General features: G+C 40.9%; 13 protein-coding genes. 5 read left to right on the forward strand and 8 right to left on the reverse strand.

Going from position 1 to position 16,029, the window contains the following annotated elements; all coding sequences use genetic code 11:
- Positions 1–4 precede the first annotated feature (4 nt).
- A complete protein-coding gene (locus H5187_RS11925) occupies positions 5–517 on the reverse strand; it encodes a CIA30 family protein (protein ID WP_182718119.1) in 513 nt (170 codons plus the stop codon).
- 87 nt (positions 518–604) lie between these two features.
- Here H5187_RS11925 and H5187_RS11930 point away from each other — a divergent pair, with 87 nt between their 5' ends.
- Together H5187_RS11930 and H5187_RS11935 are read left to right on the forward strand one after the other, a co-directional pair.
- Positions 605–1,342, forward strand: a complete 738-nt coding sequence (locus H5187_RS11930) for a hypothetical protein (protein WP_182718118.1) — start codon at positions 605–607, stop codon at positions 1,340–1,342.
- A 165-nt stretch (positions 1,343–1,507) separates the two neighbouring features.
- A complete protein-coding gene (locus H5187_RS11935; protein ID WP_182797896.1) occupies positions 1,508–4,759 on the forward strand; it encodes a S41 family peptidase in 3,252 nt (1,083 codons plus the stop codon).
- A gap of 132 nt (positions 4,760–4,891) precedes the next feature.
- On the opposite strand, the gene H5187_RS11940 is transcribed toward H5187_RS11935, so the two are convergent.
- Complete coding sequence (locus tag H5187_RS11940; protein ID WP_182797897.1) at positions 4,892–5,542, reverse strand: NAD-dependent epimerase/dehydratase family protein; 651 nt, start codon at positions 5,540–5,542, stop codon at positions 4,892–4,894.
- Positions 5,543–5,794: 252 nt separating this feature from the next.
- Here H5187_RS11940 and H5187_RS11945 point away from each other — a divergent pair, with 252 nt between their 5' ends.
- Both H5187_RS11945 and H5187_RS11950 read left to right on the forward strand, forming a co-directional pair.
- The gene (locus H5187_RS11945) at positions 5,795–6,511 is read left to right on the forward strand and encodes an enoyl-CoA hydratase/isomerase family protein (RefSeq protein WP_246175492.1); all 717 of its coding nucleotides are present in this window, start codon (positions 5,795–5,797) and stop codon (positions 6,509–6,511) included.
- A gap of 67 nt (positions 6,512–6,578) precedes the next feature.
- Complete coding sequence (locus H5187_RS11950) at positions 6,579–7,565, forward strand: RDD family protein (RefSeq protein ID WP_182797898.1); 987 nt, start codon at positions 6,579–6,581, stop codon at positions 7,563–7,565.
- A gap of 85 nt (positions 7,566–7,650) precedes the next feature.
- Here H5187_RS11950 and H5187_RS11955 read toward each other — a convergent pair whose 3' ends face one another.
- The 6 genes from H5187_RS11955 to miaB form a co-directional block, all read right to left on the reverse strand.
- On the reverse strand, positions 7,651–8,877 hold the full coding sequence (locus tag H5187_RS11955) for a hypothetical protein (RefSeq protein ID WP_182718111.1): 1,227 nt from the start codon (positions 8,875–8,877) through the stop codon (positions 7,651–7,653).
- Between the two features lie 80 nt (positions 8,878–8,957).
- Complete coding sequence (gene lnt, locus H5187_RS11960; protein WP_182797899.1) at positions 8,958–10,538, reverse strand: apolipoprotein N-acyltransferase; 1,581 nt, start codon at positions 10,536–10,538, stop codon at positions 8,958–8,960.
- Positions 10,519–11,400 carry a CNNM family magnesium/cobalt transport protein CorC gene (gene corC, locus H5187_RS11965; RefSeq protein ID WP_182797900.1) on the reverse strand — a complete coding sequence of 294 codons (882 nt, stop codon included), beginning with the start codon at positions 11,398–11,400 and terminating at the stop codon, positions 10,519–10,521. The genes lnt and corC overlap by 20 nt, the downstream gene beginning before the upstream one ends.
- Before the next feature lie 22 nt (positions 11,401–11,422).
- Entirely contained in the window at positions 11,423–11,881 is a 459-nt protein-coding gene (gene ybeY, locus H5187_RS11970; protein ID WP_145240621.1) for an rRNA maturation RNase YbeY, read from the reverse strand.
- Between the two features lie 4 nt (positions 11,882–11,885).
- Positions 11,886–12,947, reverse strand: coding sequence for a PhoH family protein (locus H5187_RS11975; protein ID WP_145240623.1), 1,062 nt, complete (start codon positions 12,945–12,947; stop codon positions 11,886–11,888).
- Positions 12,948–12,997: 50 nt separating this feature from the next.
- A complete protein-coding gene (miaB, locus tag H5187_RS11980; RefSeq protein ID WP_145240625.1) occupies positions 12,998–14,443 on the reverse strand; it encodes a tRNA (N6-isopentenyl adenosine(37)-C2)-methylthiotransferase MiaB in 1,446 nt (481 codons plus the stop codon).
- Positions 14,444–14,696: 253 nt separating this feature from the next.
- On the opposite strand from miaB, the gene H5187_RS11985 reads away from it, so the two are divergent.
- Positions 14,697–15,866, forward strand: coding sequence for an FAD-dependent oxidoreductase (locus H5187_RS11985; RefSeq protein ID WP_149980716.1), 1,170 nt, complete (start codon positions 14,697–14,699; stop codon positions 15,864–15,866).
- Positions 15,867–16,029 lie beyond the last annotated feature (163 nt).

Below are 16,029 nucleotides of genomic sequence, written 5' to 3' on the forward strand. Positions count from 1 at the left end.
TACGCTATTTAAGCTCAAAGTTAATATGCGCTAATTCAAGTTTAAAATTACCTTGCTGCTTTTTGGCGATCATAAGGCCCAATTGTTGTACATCTTTGAACGTTAACTCTGGTTGCTGCTCTAAGGTTTTACCACGGTAAGTAAGACTAAAGTCAGTTGGTGAGAATGTAACGACTTGCCATTGATCTTTTAATGTTGCAAACGAAGCAGTAAATGCTGGCCCATCTAGGTACTGACTCGTTCTTAAGCGAAGTTGATACGTTTTACCATCTCCTTTGAACCGTAAAGATATGAGATTGGCGTTTTCTTTATTAGTGTTTATTGTTGTGCGTATTGAAGCAAAGCCTCCATTATTTTCAAAAGAAACGTTGCCTGTAAAAATTAAGCTATTGTCCTTCTCATAAGCTTGGCTGGTCGATAAACCGCCCATTACTGAGTCATTAACTATTTGCCAGTGCAGAATTAAATCGCCGGAACCTGATAGTAAGGGCAAACTAGTTGTAGGGTTTGTTTTCATTTTTTATCGCAAAGCTTTGTGTTATGGATAAGCTCAATAATACGTATGTTCAGATAAATTGATCACTTTTTTAAAAATAGGGAAAGCATGAATTCAGATAAATTTTTTAAATGGGTATGGAACTTAAATGGAATTATTTTATTAGTCGGGGTTTTAATTGCTACTGCGTTAATTTCAGTCCAACTTGTTACAACAGTATTTAATGATAACGACGTTGAGCCACCGGCATTAAATTTAGCAGATGACAAAAACGAAGAAGAAAAGTGGCGTTTGGGCTACCCGCGAAGAGTAGGAGAAACGGACTTTTATTATATAGAGCTTGAGTCTGAAAAGTTAACGGTTGAAGCCGATACCGAACGTGGGTTAGGGCAAGTTGTAGAAAATTTTAGTGGTTCCTCTTATTATAAAAATAGGCCAACACGGTCAAAAAATGTGATGTTTATCAATGGTAAAACAAACTATGCAAATTGGCTTTTTGATACGACAGATCAGTTGATCACTGATATTTCTCCATTGTATTTATCTGAATTTGATTCGCAGTCAAAAGCGGCGGGTATTGCCTATCATGTTATTAAAAACGACACAAATAACGACGGCCTTTTAAGCAACGAAGATAAAAGCACTTTTGCGTTAAGTAAAATTGATGGCAGTGGTTATAGCGAGGTTCTCACAGGCTACGACCGCATTCTTGAGCATGCTGTTAATGAGCAAGGCAATTTGTTTATGTTGTTTATAGACAATGCTGAAGTGTTTTCAATGCTTGTTGATTTAACTACTTTTAAAGTGATTGATAAAAGGCAGCTACCTAAAGTCGGAGGACTATAACTATTACTCATGAGTATTATTTAACCTGACCTCTGATTAAGAGAATTACTAAGACACTGATTATAAATATTGTTCAGGTTATTTACACTCTGTTACAGTTATTTGCCGAACAAAGCTGCAATCCATTTTTATGTTGTTATGATGATATAAAATAACAACATAAGGATGGTTAAGTTGAAATTACGTACTTTTTTAACCGCAATAGCGATTGCGGTTGCGCCTACATTCTCACCCATGGCCGCGGCTTATGATACTCAAGATACGCGATTATTGCGTTTCCCTGATATTCATAAAGAGTCGGTTACTTTTGTTTATGCCGGTGATATTTATATAGCAAATATCAAAACGGGTAACAGCACGCGCTTAACAGATCACATTGGTTTTGAAACATTCCCTAAGTTTTCTCCAGATGGGAAAAGGATCGCTTTTTCAGCACAGTACAATGGTAGCCGCCAAATATATGTAATGAATCGCGATGGCAGTGATCTAAAACAGCTGACTTACTATAACGATGTTGGTGTGATGCCGCCTCGTGGTGGCTATGATTATCGTGTCCTTGATTGGACGCCTGATGGTAAACATATAGTGTTTCGAGCAAACCGTACACCTTATGGTAAGCGTGTGGGACGTCCTTACATGGTGCCTGCCGATGGTGGCTTAGAGCAGCCATTGGCCATACCTGAAACGGGTGGCGGCATGTTATCGCCTGATGGTAAGCAATACGTATATACACCAATTGATCGCGAGTTTCGTACCTGGAAGCGCACGCGAGGGGGCCGCGCACAAGATGTATGGATCTATGATTTAGAGCACAACAAGTCTACGCAGTTAACTACCGATAAAGCCACAGATCAGCAGCCTACTTGGGTGCATGATAATATTTATTATGTCTCAGACAGAGCATACACTTTAAACTTATATAAGCATCAAGACGGTAAAGCACCAGTAAAAGTGACCAATCACACGGATTTTGATGTGCTTTGGCCATCGGCAGGCCCAGATGCCATAGTGTATGAGAATGGTGGTTATTTATACCGTTTTGACGATGCAACGCAGCGTGAAGAAAAGCTGACTATTAACGTACAGGGAAATCGTGAATATACCATGCCTTATAGCAAAAATGTGGCTGGCTTTATTGATTCGATGGATGTATCCCATGATGGTAAGCGCGTGGTTTTTAGTGCCCGTGGAGAACTGTTTTCAGTACCCGTTAAAAATGGCCCAACACGCAATTTAAGCCATACGCCTAAAGGGCGTGAAATTGCCGCGTCGTGGTCACCAAATGGCCGTTATATTGCGTATATGAGTGATGAAAGTGGTGAGTACGAAATTTATATCCAAGACCGAGCTAATAACAACAAGGTTAAACAACTGACAACTAATGGCACTATTTGGCGTTTTGACCCTGTTTGGTCTCCGGACAATAAAAAGCTATTGTTTGCAGATCTAAATCACACCTTATGGTGGCTTGATATAAAAACCGGCAAGCAGCATAAAATTGATACCGCCAAGTATGAAGAAGACGGCTTAACTACGTATATTTGGTCACCTAATAGTGAAGATGTTGTATTTGTTAAAAATAACGAAAATCGTTATGCCTCATTATGGCATTATAATTTAAAAGACAAACAAGTTACACGTCTGACCGACGATATGAGCAGTGAACGAAATCCGGCGTTTTCTCATGATGGTCAGCAATTGTATTTTACTTCAGAGCGCGACTTTAACTTAACTTTTAGTAGTTATGAATTTGACTACATGTTTAATAATGCCACGCGAATTTATGCTGTTGCTGTCAATAACAAAATCAAACCGCTGAATACGCCACTGACTGATGAAATAAGTATTGTTGACTCGAAAGCGAATAAAGACGATGACAAGTCAGCTAAACCGCTAAGCACTTATATTGAAAGTGATGGTTTTATGGACCGCGTTGTCGCTCTAAATGCTCTGGCCGGAAATTACAGTGCTTTAACTGCTGTAAAAGATGGCGTATTAACACTCTCTGCGGGTGAGCTAAAATTAATACCTATTGCCGTCGATGGCGAAATTGCCACCGTAGCGAAGGGGGTTAATAGCTATAAAATATCAGCGAATGCGCAGCATATCATTGCTCGCTCAGGTGATAATTACAGTGTAATTAAGCCAGCCGCTGAGCAAGATTTAAAAGCCACCCAGTTAGACTTGCAAAATATGATACTAAAAATTGACCCGCAAACAGAGTGGGCGCAAATGTATCGTGAAGGCTGGCGGACATTACGTGATTGGTTCTACGATGAAAATCACCACGGCCAAGATTGGGATGCTATTTTAAAACGCTACCAACCAATGGCTGATGCAATCGCACATCGCGCCGACCTTGACTATGTGCTAAGCGAAATTGCCGGCGAGATTAACTCCGGGCATATTTATGTCAACTCTGGCGATATGCCAACTGCAACACGTTTACAGCATGGTTTATTAGGCGTAGAAATTAGCGCGCATAAATCCGGTTTTGTAAAAATCGAAAATATCTTTAAAGGTGAAAATTGGCACGAAAACTTCCGTTCACCACTCAACGAGCCGGGCGTTAACGCAAGCGTTGGTGACTATATTGTTGAGGTAAATGGCCGCTCAGTAAAAGATGTGATTAACTTTTATGAATTACTTGAAAACACCCAAGGTAAATCGGTTGAGTTATTGCTTAGTAAATCCCCGAGCCTGAAAAAAAGTTGGAAGGTAACAGTTAAACCAATCGCAAGTGAAACCGGCTTACGTTATTTACAATGGACGCATAGCCGTGCTGAATACGTCGATAAACTATCCGACGGTCGTATTGGTTATGTACATTTGCCAAACACACATTACGAAGGTAATCGTTCGTTATTTAAAAACTTTTTACCGCAAACTAGCAAAGAAGCAATGATCATAGATGATCGCTACAATGGCGGTGGTTTTATCCCAGAGCATATGATCACTTGGCTGGCACGCAAACCGCTTAACTACTGGAAGCGTCGTGGCGTTGAGCCAACTAAAACGCCACAGTTTGCCCATGATGGACCAAAAGCCATGCTGATCAACGGCTACTCAAGTTCAGGCGGTGACGCACTACCGTATTACTTCCGCCAAGCAGGTTTAGGTAAACTAATTGGCACTCGCACTTGGGGTGGGTTAATAGGTATCTCTGGTAACCCAGGGCTTGTGGATGGTGGCTCTGTGATCGCTGCTACCTTTAGAATACTCGATAATGACGGTAACTGGATCATCGAAAATGAAGGCGTAAGCCCAGATATCGAAGTGATTGACCGTCCAGAGCTTATTCAAGCTGGGCAAGATCCGTCGGTTGAGCGTGCCGTACAAGAGCTGTTAAAAGAGCTTAAGGCGAACCCGAAAAAACCCTTGATTGTGCCGCCAGCTCCAACAGAGTTTGGTAAGTAGTAAGGTTAATAGGTATTAATAACTGAGCCAGCATTTGCTGGCTTTTTTATAGCTTTTTGCGCTGAAGTTCGTATTTAAATTTGCCGGTCGCCATTTATGGCGAAAAGGAACGTATAAAATACGTACTGAAGTTTAACTGTTAAATAGTTCATCTAATCTAAAATATTCAACACCATCACCTGATTGTTTACTGATATTACACATTTTTAAGGCAACTTGTTTGCCCGTGATAGGGCGATACTTTCTTAAACCAGGTAGCATACATAAAATTGGTAACAATACACTGCCAAGCTTTTCACCAATACGAAATTCGTTATTACGCTCGCCAAGTAATAACGATGGCTGAATAATACTAATGCGTTTAAATGGCAGTTCTTTGACAGTATTGTCAAGTTCACCTTTCATTTGTAAATATGCGTTACCACTATTGGCATTTGCACCACTGGAGGATATTAGCAAGTAATGGTGTACTTCGTGTTTTGCAGCAAGTTCAGCGACTTTTAACTGATAATAAAAATCAACCTTACGCTGAGCGGCAATAGAGCCAGCGGCTTTTTTGGTGGTGCCTAAACATGAAAATAATATATCCGCTTTAAAAAGCGCAGCGTGTTGAGCTAAATGGTTAAAGTCCACTACATGATTAACGACTTTGTCACTGTTATAACTAATAGGGCGACGCGTTAGGGTTATAACTTTACTGATATGAGTTGCCATAATTAATTCTTCAACTAAGTGACTGCCCACTAAGCCAGTTGCACCGACAACAATAGCTACATTACTCATACATTCTCCTTTGATAGCCCTAGCAAATAGCCAAAGTATGTTGTAACCATTGTTATGGATCGTTACTTGTATAACAACCTTTTAGATTATTCATAACAAAGAACACAAGATTAATAGTAATACTTATTTTTTAAACAGTTATTCTAGTTATTTAAGCGCTAAGCATGGCATTATATATTTAACTTATTTATCACGTTGTAAAAAAATAATACAAAGTGCGCACCGTGACTCTCTACAATGAAAGGCCTCCTGATGACAATGATGACGTTAGCCACCCACAATACAGTTGCGGTTTTAACCTTAACAAACGGCGAAAACCGCCAAAATCCACATTTTGCACATCAACTAAAACAAGCGTTAGCAGAGGTTGTTGAAAACCAAAACCACAAAGCGCTAGTGATCACCTCAAATGATGATAAGTGTTGGAGTTTAGGCATTGATACTGATTGGTTGTTACCTGCTATGCAAGCAAAAAAGGCCGATGAAATACGTGGTTTTATGTACGATATGGACGATGTATTTAAAACCTTACTGCTTTTTCCTATGCCAGTGATCGCTGCCATTAATGGTCATGCTTTTGGTAACGGTGCAATTTTAGCGTGCGCGTGTGACTTTAGATTTATGCGCGGCGATCGCGGCTTTTTTTGCTTCCCTGAAGTGGATTTATCGATCCCATTTTTACCCGGCATGATTGCTTTTGTGAAAAAAGCGATCCCTTACTATCGCTTTAACGAAATGAAACTGACAGGGCGTCGCGTCTCTGGAGCAGAACTTGCAATTGATCACGTTATAGAAAAAGCCTCAACAGACCAAGATAGCCTATTAGCGGACGCAATGGCGTTTGCCGCTACATTTGATAAAAAGCGCGCCATTTTTGCTGAGCACAAAAAACGTTTACACAAAGAAATAATTCGTGTGATAAATGAAGAAAATAAACCATTTATAGATAATCTAGCTTTGATGGTTTGAGCTATAGGCTGCTCTCAATAACAATCTAAATAAAGATACCTATTTAATTTTAAGGACAAAGGCGTAAATGAAAGCGAAACAAATAGAACAATTAGCATTAACAGCTGCTGAAACTAAGGAAGTTATTACGCCCTATGCATTTAAAATAGATCAAGCATTATTGGGACTGCCACTTGCTTCACCGACTCGCCGCGCGCTCGCGATGGTAATCGATGTAGCGCTAATTTTTCTCGCGGCTAAGATCAGTGCTGCTGTAATCGCATTTGTAGCTGCAATGGCTTTTTATAAAGGCACAGCGCAAAAATACTTACCAACAATGTCGACTGTTTGGCGAAGATTATTAAAAATAACTGCTGCCAGTATATTATTTATAAGTTCACTCTCAGTGCTTGCAATCGCAATCGATTTTTTTGAGGATGATACTGCGATTCAAGGGATAAGAATTAAACGCGAAACACCATTAAATGCAGAGGAAAAACAACAGATAAATACTTATTTAATGCAAACAGCACCAAGTCAAAATTGCGATCAGGCTTGTCAAAGCAATGCGCTTGCTAATTTAGTTACTCAAGTGCCACAATTGGCTGAAATAGATGAATCTGATAACGATCAGGTTGCCCGATTATTATTGAAAGTAATGGTTGAAGCTGATGAGCAGACGGCTGCACCTGAAGACGCACCTGTTAAAGCTGCACCTGTGAATAGTATTTTACAGTGGGGCAAAGGAATCATTCAAGATTTAGGTCTTGGCTTTGGTTGGGCTGCTGTATATTTTACATTATTTTCGCTGCTTTGGCGTGGCCAAACACCGGGTAAAAAAGTATGCAATATCCGAGTTGTCGCACTTAGTGGCGAAGATTTAAGTTTATGGGATGCGTTTGGCCGATACGGTGGCTACGGCGCAGGGTTTGCAACTGGGTTACTAGGTTTTTTACAAGTTTATTGGGATCCGAACCGCCAAGCCATTCAAGATAAAATATCAGCAACTGTGGTTATTAAAGGCAGTATAAATCAGCTAATAAATGAAGAGACAGTTAAAGCGATTGTTAAATAGATAGTTAGACTCTAAGTAAGTTTTATAGAAAGGATTAATATACAGAGCATGCCCTATTTATGAAAAATAGGGCATTTAGTGAGGTTCACAGTCCTAAAAACTCTAAATAAGGCATAATAACATCGATATTTGATTTTATGAGTGCGCTAATGCCGGCAAAAAACAGCGCGAATAGTGTACACGCTGAAACATAGCTAACATGTTTATAAATCAGACGATAAAACTTGTCCAGAAAGTTCCACATCAAAAATAATGCGCCTATCCAAAACATGGTATCAAGTTTATATAACAGCGCAATTGTGACCACTGCTATTTCACTAATTAAACCGATAAGCTCAGCGCTAAAGCGTAGCCAAGGTTTTTCTTTTAATAAGAAAAAGCTAAGTTGGGAGATCCCTGAAAAATAAGCAAGTGGCAGTAACGTGAGCATACCAAGTTCAAAAGATTGTAGAGGCTGCCTTAGTTCGAGTAAAGGCGCGAACCAATCGGTATAAAATACTAACCAAGCTAATAGAGTTAACGTAAAACTAAGCGCAGTTAAATAAACAGATTGTGCAACGCGTTCATCTTGGCTGCCGACGGTTACTCTACCTGGAGCAACTAATATCATAAAACCAAAAGTTGATAACAAGGCTAATACACTGCAAAACCCAAAGATGCTGTTATCAAATATTAAGGCCAGCGCTGCGAATGTAATAGCTAATGGCCAACCTACCCATTTAGCTTCTTCTTTATCGTCACTAATGCGACTTAGCACCGAATAGCTAACAATGCTGCCTAAAGAGAATCCTGCAACCAGTAGCCAATATTCGTAGTGGAAAAAAATGAGCGAAATGATGGACGCGCCGTAAATCAAAAGTTCGTTGAGTAATGGTGGGAAATACGACATGATTTTGCCAATTAAGGCCAATAATAACAAAGCTGAAATAGCATATAGCGCGGTAGTGAAACTATCAATACGCTGCTCGGTGTCAGATATTGGTGAAGGTTGTTTGCTAATTTGATGGGCATTACCAATCGGTATGTCGGAGGTGTATGTTCCACTGTCTAAGTCAAAATGAAAGTTCGTTTGTGCTTGTTGATGTAAAAAAGTAGATTTTTCAGTAAACACATTCTCTGAAACAGCATTTTCAGCTTTTAACTCTAGTAATAACTGATATTGAGCTTGTAACTCATCCTTGGAACTGACTTCATATTGAGCGGCTAAACCCAAGGAGGGGATAGTAACCATCAATACGAACAGAATAAAATGCCTGACTCTGGCCATGTGCTGTGTAATTGATTGTTTGCATAGGGTGTTAATCCATAACATACGACTTCCTTGTTATTATATTTACGACAATTGATGTAGATGAAATATATCAATTATGTGATTAATTTTAGTGAATATATTTAACGATGATTATCTTTATATTTAAATTTTACGATTAATGCTGCGATTGTAATGCTAAAAATAAATAACCACACAGGCAAGTTACCGTATTGACTATAGATGCTGTCGCCTTGGATTAGCTTGATATTAACTTTAAGGGTGTCGGCTTCAAATTGTGGCATGCTGACTTGAATTTGACTGATTGGGTCGTATACGCCGCTGATACCATTGTTGGTCACACGAATAAGCGGGCGTTGCAATTCAAGGGCGCGCATACGGGCTATTTGCATGTGCTGGTGGGGGCCGTGGGAGGCACCAAACCAGGCATCATTACTTACAGTAAATAAAATATCCGAATCATTGTGGTAATTACCACGCACTAAATCAGCAAAAGCGATTTCGTAGCAAATGGCCGGTAATATATTTAAGCCATTAGCACGTAAGTTATTTTGAATTTGGTCGCCGCGAGAAAATGATGACATAGGTAAATCAAATAAAGGGGCGATAGGGCGCAATATATCTTCAAATGGCACAAATTCACCAATGGGAAGTAATTGGTGTTTTTGGTAACGGTTTTTACCTAAGTATTGATAATGACCATGTTCGTCACCCTGCTCTTTATTACCAAGTACAATTAATGTGTTGAAGATTGCTTTAGTGTCGCGCTGATAGTCAACAATACCCGTAATGAGTGCGGTATTGTTAAATGAGGCTGCGTTATCTAAGCCTGCTAAATAGCTATCTGCAAGTGCTTCTATTTCAGGCACTGCAGCTTCTGGCCAAACGATTAAGTCGGCATCCCAGTGCGGTCGAGTCATATCTTGGTACTTACTCATTGTGGTCCAAAATTCACTCGGGTCAAAGCGCAGATGCTGTTTGATATTACCTTGTACCAGTAAGGCGCTAATCGTTTTATCACTGTAACTGTTATTGCGCGTGTAGTGAGTAATAGCGAATAGTACAGCGATGCTAATTACAGTGGCTGCTGTGGCTTTAAAGTCTCTAATAAACAGCAGGCGATAGAGCGCAAAACCAATCGCGATACATACAAGGGTTAAGCCAAACTCACCAATTACTGGAGCGAGTAGATTAAGTGGGCTATCGGTTTGAGTATAACCAAAGCTTAGCCAAGGGAAGCCGGTGAGTACCACACCGCGTAAGTATTCGGTGACAGCAAAGCCTGAGAGTAATAATAAACCGTAGCTACTAGGGCCGCTGGCAAAGCGTGTGGCAAACATAAAGGCTAAAGCCGGGTAGATAGCTAAATAAGCACATAACAGCACCATCAGTAACACTGAGGCTACCAGTGGCATACCGCCGAAGGTGGCAATGGAGACATGCACCCAACTGATACCTGCGCCAAACCAACCGAGGCCAAATATAAAACCATATTTGGCGGCGCGTTTACTGGCTAGTTTGCCATATTGCTGCCCAGAATTATGTGTGTGGGTACTGTATATCGCTAATGCTAAACAGGCGAACGTGAGGGGCCAAATCTCAAAAGGGGCATAACACAAGGTTAAAAAGAGGCCCGCAACCAGTGCGAGCCATGCTTTTTTATCTTTTGCTAAATGCAGGCAGTTAGTCAGAAGTGTCTTCACTGTCGTTATCATCAGCCTTTGGCACTGTAACCTGTAATTGCAATAATCGACGATTATCGGCATTGGTTACTTTAAATTGTAAGCCATCTATATCAATTATTTCACCACGGCCAGGCATATGCCCAAAGGCGTGTAAAACAGTACCACCGATGGTATCAGCGTCTTGCGTGCTGTAGCCAGTTTTAAAATATTCGTTAAAATCATCAACAGGAGTAAGTGCTTGAACAACAAACACATGCTTTGCAAGTTGACGAATATCTAGTTGCTCTTCTTCGTCGTGTTCATCTTCAATTTCACCGACGATGAGCTCAAGAATATCTTCTATGGTTACTAAACCAGATACACCGCCGTATTCATCAATTACTAACGCCATATGGTAACGCTGTTGGCGAAAATCATTAAGTAGCGTATCAACACGCTTACTTTCAGGCACAACAACGGCTGGGCGTAAATAATCACGTAATGATGGCAGTAGATCATCTTTATTGAGGATCAGTGGTAATAGATCTTTTGCTAGTAAAATGCCTTCAATGTGGTCTTTATCTTCACACACCACTGGAAAACGTGAATGCGTTGAATCGACCATCATTGGAATGAGTTCTTCTAGTGGCGCTTCCACTTCGAGCGTGATCATTTGTGAGCGCGGGATCATAATATCTCGCACTTTTAACTCTGACACACCGAGCACACCTTCGATCATCTCTTTGGTTTCAGGATCAATGACATCCCTAACTTGCGCATCGGCAATTACTTCAGCCAGCTCTTCTCTATTCTGGGGTTCCCCTTGCAACATTTGGGTAATTCTACCCAACCAGGTCTTGCCAGAAGAACCCTGGCTAGTCTGCGAGTTATCGTCGCTCATTGCGTCTACTTGCTCCGTAAATTTAAATATCGTCCCGATATGGGTCTGCTATGCCTAATTCGGCAAGCAATTGCTTTTCAATGCTTTCCATTTCTGTCGCATCTTCATCCTTTATATGGTCAAATCCAAGTAAATGCAAGCATCCGTGGATCACCATATGGGCAAAATGGTCATGAAATGACTTTTCTTGCTCTATTGATTCAGCTAACACTATGGCTGGGCAAATAACTAAATCACCCACCAAAGGTAGCTCTATACCTGCTGGCGCTTCAAATTCAAACGACAACACATTGGTTGGTTTATCTTTACCACGGTAGTCATTATTGAGTTGTTGGCTTTGCTCTTCATCAGCAATAACAATACTCAGCTCTGATTCGTCACGGTATTGACTAAGCACTTTATTAGCCCACAGCGCAAATTGCTCAAGACTAGGCAAGTTATCAAACTCGCAGGCTATTTGTAAATCAAGTTCAGTGTTCACGGCATCACTCTTTAGTCGAAGGTTGCGCTTGCTCTTGGTTTGCGAGCAAGTCTTTAGCACGTTGTTTTTCGGCGCGTTTGAGTCGTTCTGCTTCATCGTTACGTTCGTAGGCTTCAACAATACGTGCCACGACAGGGTGGCGCACCACGTCCTGTGATTGGAAGAAGTTAAAGCTTATTTCGTCTACATCGCTAAGTACTTCAATGGCGTGACGAAGCCCTGAGCGCGCACCACGGGGTAAATCTACTTGGGTAATGTCGCCGGTGATCACTGCTTTTGAATTAAAACCAATTCGGGTTAAGAACATTTTCATTTGTTCAACCGTGGTATTTTGGCTTTCATCTAAAATAATAAAGGCATCGTTAAGTGTGCGACCACGCATAAAGGCAAGTGGAGCGACTTCAATGACATTTTGTTCCATCAGCTTTTCGACTTTTTCAAAGCCGAGCATTTCAAATAAGGCATCGTACAATGGGCGCAGGTATGGGTCGATTTTCTGACTTAAATCACCTGGTAAAAACCCCAGTTTTTCACCGGCTTCAACAGCAGGGCGGGTCAATAAAATACGCCGTATTTCTTGACGCTCTAAAGCATCAACTGCTGCGGCGACAGCTAGGTAGGTTTTACCTGTGCCAGCAGGCCCTATACCAAAGGTGATATCGTGACGAAATATATTCGATACATAATGACCTTGATTGTCGTTACGTGGTTTTATTACGCCACGACGAGTTTTGATCATCACCTCTTTGCCATATTCGTTTAGCTCATCTTGCTCTAATGCATTTGACTCACTAATGGCTAAATGTACGGTATTTGCTTCAATTTCAGTAATAACACCGCGTACTGGCTGAGTTTCGACATATAAGTCTTTGAGGATTTCCATCGCTGCAAACGCGCTGGTGGTTTTACCGGTGATTTTAAAATAGTTATCGCGATGAGTAATTTCAACACCTAAGCGGCGTTCAATGTGTTTGATGTTTTCGTCAAACGGGCCACATAAAGATGAAAGACGTTTGTTGTCGGAGGGTTCTAAATAAATCTCTAATTTTTTTAATTGATTACTCAAAATTGCTTCCTGTTTTGATGTGCCAGCGAGGCTGGCACAGTAAGTTTCGCCTAAGGAACGAAAGTTGCAACACCTAATTCATCAGGGGTGGCTTGCGGCTCTGGTTGTGCTGCTTTACTTAAAATATCAGCAGGAGCAACCGCACGGCGTAAGTTCATTTGGGATTCTGTACGAATTAAGTCACCGCGTAAAGAGTTTGGCAGTGCCTCAGTTATACGTACATCAACAAACTGACCGATCACTGTGTGTGGGCCAATAAAGTTTACTACGCGGTTGTTTTCAGTACGGCCACGTAGCTCCATCGGATTTTTCTTGGATGGACCTTCAACTAGGATGCGTTGTTCAGTATCAAACATTTGACGACTGATCTGTTGCGCCATTTGAGTAATACGGTTTTGTAGTAGGTATAAACGCTCTTTCTTTTCTTGCTCGCTGACATCATCAGGCAAATCAGCCGCTGGCGTACCCGGGCGTGCGCTGTAGATAAAGCTAAAGCTCATATCGAAACCAATATCATTGATAAGGTTCATCGTCGCTTCAAAGTCAGCGGCGCTTTCACCTGGGAAACCAATGATAAAATCTGACGACATACTTAAATTAGGGCGAATTTTACGTAATTTACGAATCGTTGATTTGTACTCAATAGCAGTGTGACCACGTTTCATTAAATTAAGAATACGATCCGAACCGCTTTGTACTGGTAAATGTAAGTGATCGACTAATTCAGGTACGTCGGCATAAGCGTCAATGATGTCTGGTGTAAACTCTACCGGGTGCGACGTGGTGTAGCGAATACGGTCAATCCCGTCGATAGCTGCAACATAACGAATTAAATCTGAGAAGTAACAAATTTCACCATCGTGAGTTTCGCCGCGATAAGCATTTACGTTTTGACCTAGTAGGTTTACTTCACGAACATTTTGCTCTGCAAGTTGAGCAATTTCTAATAATACATCATCAAGCGGGCGGCTGACTTCTTCACCGCGCGTGTAAGGTACTACGCAGAAGGTACAGTATTTAGAGCACCCTTCCATAATAGATACAAATGCAGAAGGACCGTCTGCTTTTGGCTCTGGTAAACGGTCAAACTTTTCAATCTCTGGGAATGAAATATCAACCACAGAGCTGCCTTTGTTACCTTGCACTTGTTTGATCATTTCAGGTAAACGGTGCAATGTTTGAGGGCCAAAAATAACGTCAACAAATGGTGCGCGTTGGCGAATTGAATCGCCTTCTTGTGACGCAACACAGCCACCAACACCGATGATCAGATCGGGTTTGTCATCTTTGAGTAATTTCCAACGGCCTAGTTGATGGAATACTTTTTCCTGCGCTTTTTCGCGAATTGAACAGGTATTGAGTAGGATAACATCTGCATCCCCAGCTTCATCAGTTAACTGGTAGCCGTTGGTTGCATCGAGAAGATCAGCCATTTTCTGAGAGTCGTATTCATTCATCTGACAACCCCAGGTTTTAATATGCAGCTTTTTACTCATTGAAATATAGCCTCGTTTTCAATTCGGTAGTGGCACGGTTGTGCGCTAAACAGGATAAGCGGCACTTTCGCTTACTTAAAGGACGAGTATTTTAGCTGGATACCCGTCTAGATCCAAGTATAGTTTTTATGTTTGTGAATTGAAGTCAAACAAAGTGCGTTTTATGGTTGATTAAGATGAAACTCACTCGCACTTGCAAACAGAAGTACGATACAATCAAGCGCACTGAAAATAACCAAATTAGTGACTAAAAATGATGAAAAACAAGGTTGTTGTTGTTGGCGGCGGCATGGTTGGTGCAGCCACAGCAGTTAAACTCGCTAAACAAGGATGCCAAGTAACAGTGATTGAGCAGCAGATAATTGATGCTGATGCTGTATTGGCAAGTGAAAAAGTTGATATTCGTGTATCTGCTATCAATCGTTTTTCAGAAAACTTATTAGATGACTTAGGCGCTATGCCTATTTTACGAGTGCATCGACATGCCCCATATCAACAGCTCGAAGCGTTTGAACGAACGGGCGATAACCTTTTGTTTGATTGTCACGATATTAATACCACTCATTTAGGCCACTTAATTGAAAATAATTTAATTCAAGCGAGTATCTGGCAACAGTTTGCACAGCACAATATCGAAGTGATTGAAACACCTCAATCATTGTCCGCAATTGAGCAAAGCGAACAGCAAGTGACATTGCATTATGGTGAGCAGCAATATACAGCTGATTTAGTTGTTGCTGCAGATGGTGGGCAATCGTTATTACGTCAACAGGCAGGTATTGGTGTTACGGGTTGGCAATATGGTCAGCATTGTATGGGAGTATTAATAAAACTAGACGCTGCGCAACAAGTAAAAACATGGCAGCAGTTTAAGCCCACAGGTCCGGTAGCTTTTTTACCTATGCAGGCGCCATACGCCAATTTAATTTGTTACCACGATGCAAAGCAGTTAAAGCAATGGCAGCAACTCTCAGCAAGCGAATTAAAACAGCAACTGCTTGCACATTTCCCGCCCTTAGCTGGGGACTTTGATATCATAGAGCATGCTGTTTTTCCGTTAGCCCGCCAACATGCCAACAGCTATTCGGATGGCCGTATCGTGTTGGTTGGTGATGCAGCGCATACGATTAATCCGCTCGCTGGGCAAGGGGTTAACTTAGGTTTTCAAGATGTCGTAGCGCTTGCTGATATATTAAAAAATGCAGACGATATAGGTGCTGCACAATATCTTAAACAATATGAGCAAACTAGACGCAAAGCAAATTTGTTAATGATGAGTATGATGGACGCTTGTTATTTTGGTTTTTCTAATCAACTAACTCCATTGCAGTGGGCACGCAGTCAGTTTTTGAAAATGGCAAATAAAACCGGACCGGTAAAGCATTGGGTATTAAAATATGCGATTAGCGGTGAAATCAGTTAAGAATTCTCATTTTATTAAAAATATGATTATCATAGCGAATTATACCAATCGTGTTAAGTTACTGACCATTTATAGCGACAGATAAATACAGTGATAACAAGGCGTAAATTTTGACATGTAGTTGTTCTACTTGAAAAAATTATAACGCAGTTAGCGCTTTATT

Origin of the sequence: Pseudoalteromonas sp. SG44-1, from assembly GCF_014164315.1 — a bacterium.
Lineage (GTDB): Bacteria > Pseudomonadota > Gammaproteobacteria > Enterobacterales > Alteromonadaceae > Pseudoalteromonas > Pseudoalteromonas rhizosphaerae.

Excerpts from the sequence above, each read along its gene's own strand:
- H5187_RS11930 (WP_182718118.1), top strand. The coding sequence starts at position 605 with ATGAATTCAGATAAATTTTTTAAATGGGTATGGAACTTAAATGGAATT.
- H5187_RS11925 (WP_182718119.1), bottom strand. The coding sequence starts at position 517 with ATGAAAACAAACCCTACAACTAGTTTGCCCTTACTATCAGGTTCCGGC.
- H5187_RS11945 (WP_246175492.1), top strand. The coding sequence starts at position 5,795 with ATGACAATGATGACGTTAGCCACCCACAATACAGTTGCGGTTTTAACC.
- H5187_RS11955 (WP_182718111.1), bottom strand. The coding sequence starts at position 8,877 with ATGTTATGGATTAACACCCTATGCAAACAATCAATTACACAGCACATG.
- H5187_RS11940 (WP_182797897.1), bottom strand. The coding sequence starts at position 5,542 with ATGAGTAATGTAGCTATTGTTGTCGGTGCAACTGGCTTAGTGGGCAGT.
- H5187_RS11935 (WP_182797896.1), top strand. The coding sequence starts at position 1,508 with ATGGTTAAGTTGAAATTACGTACTTTTTTAACCGCAATAGCGATTGCG.
- H5187_RS11950 (WP_182797898.1), top strand. The coding sequence starts at position 6,579 with ATGAAAGCGAAACAAATAGAACAATTAGCATTAACAGCTGCTGAAACT.
- corC (WP_182797900.1), bottom strand. The coding sequence starts at position 11,400 with ATGAGCGACGATAACTCGCAGACTAGCCAGGGTTCTTCTGGCAAGACC.
- miaB (WP_145240625.1), bottom strand. The coding sequence starts at position 14,443 with ATGAGTAAAAAGCTGCATATTAAAACCTGGGGTTGTCAGATGAATGAA.
- H5187_RS11985 (WP_149980716.1), top strand. The coding sequence starts at position 14,697 with ATGATGAAAAACAAGGTTGTTGTTGTTGGCGGCGGCATGGTTGGTGCA.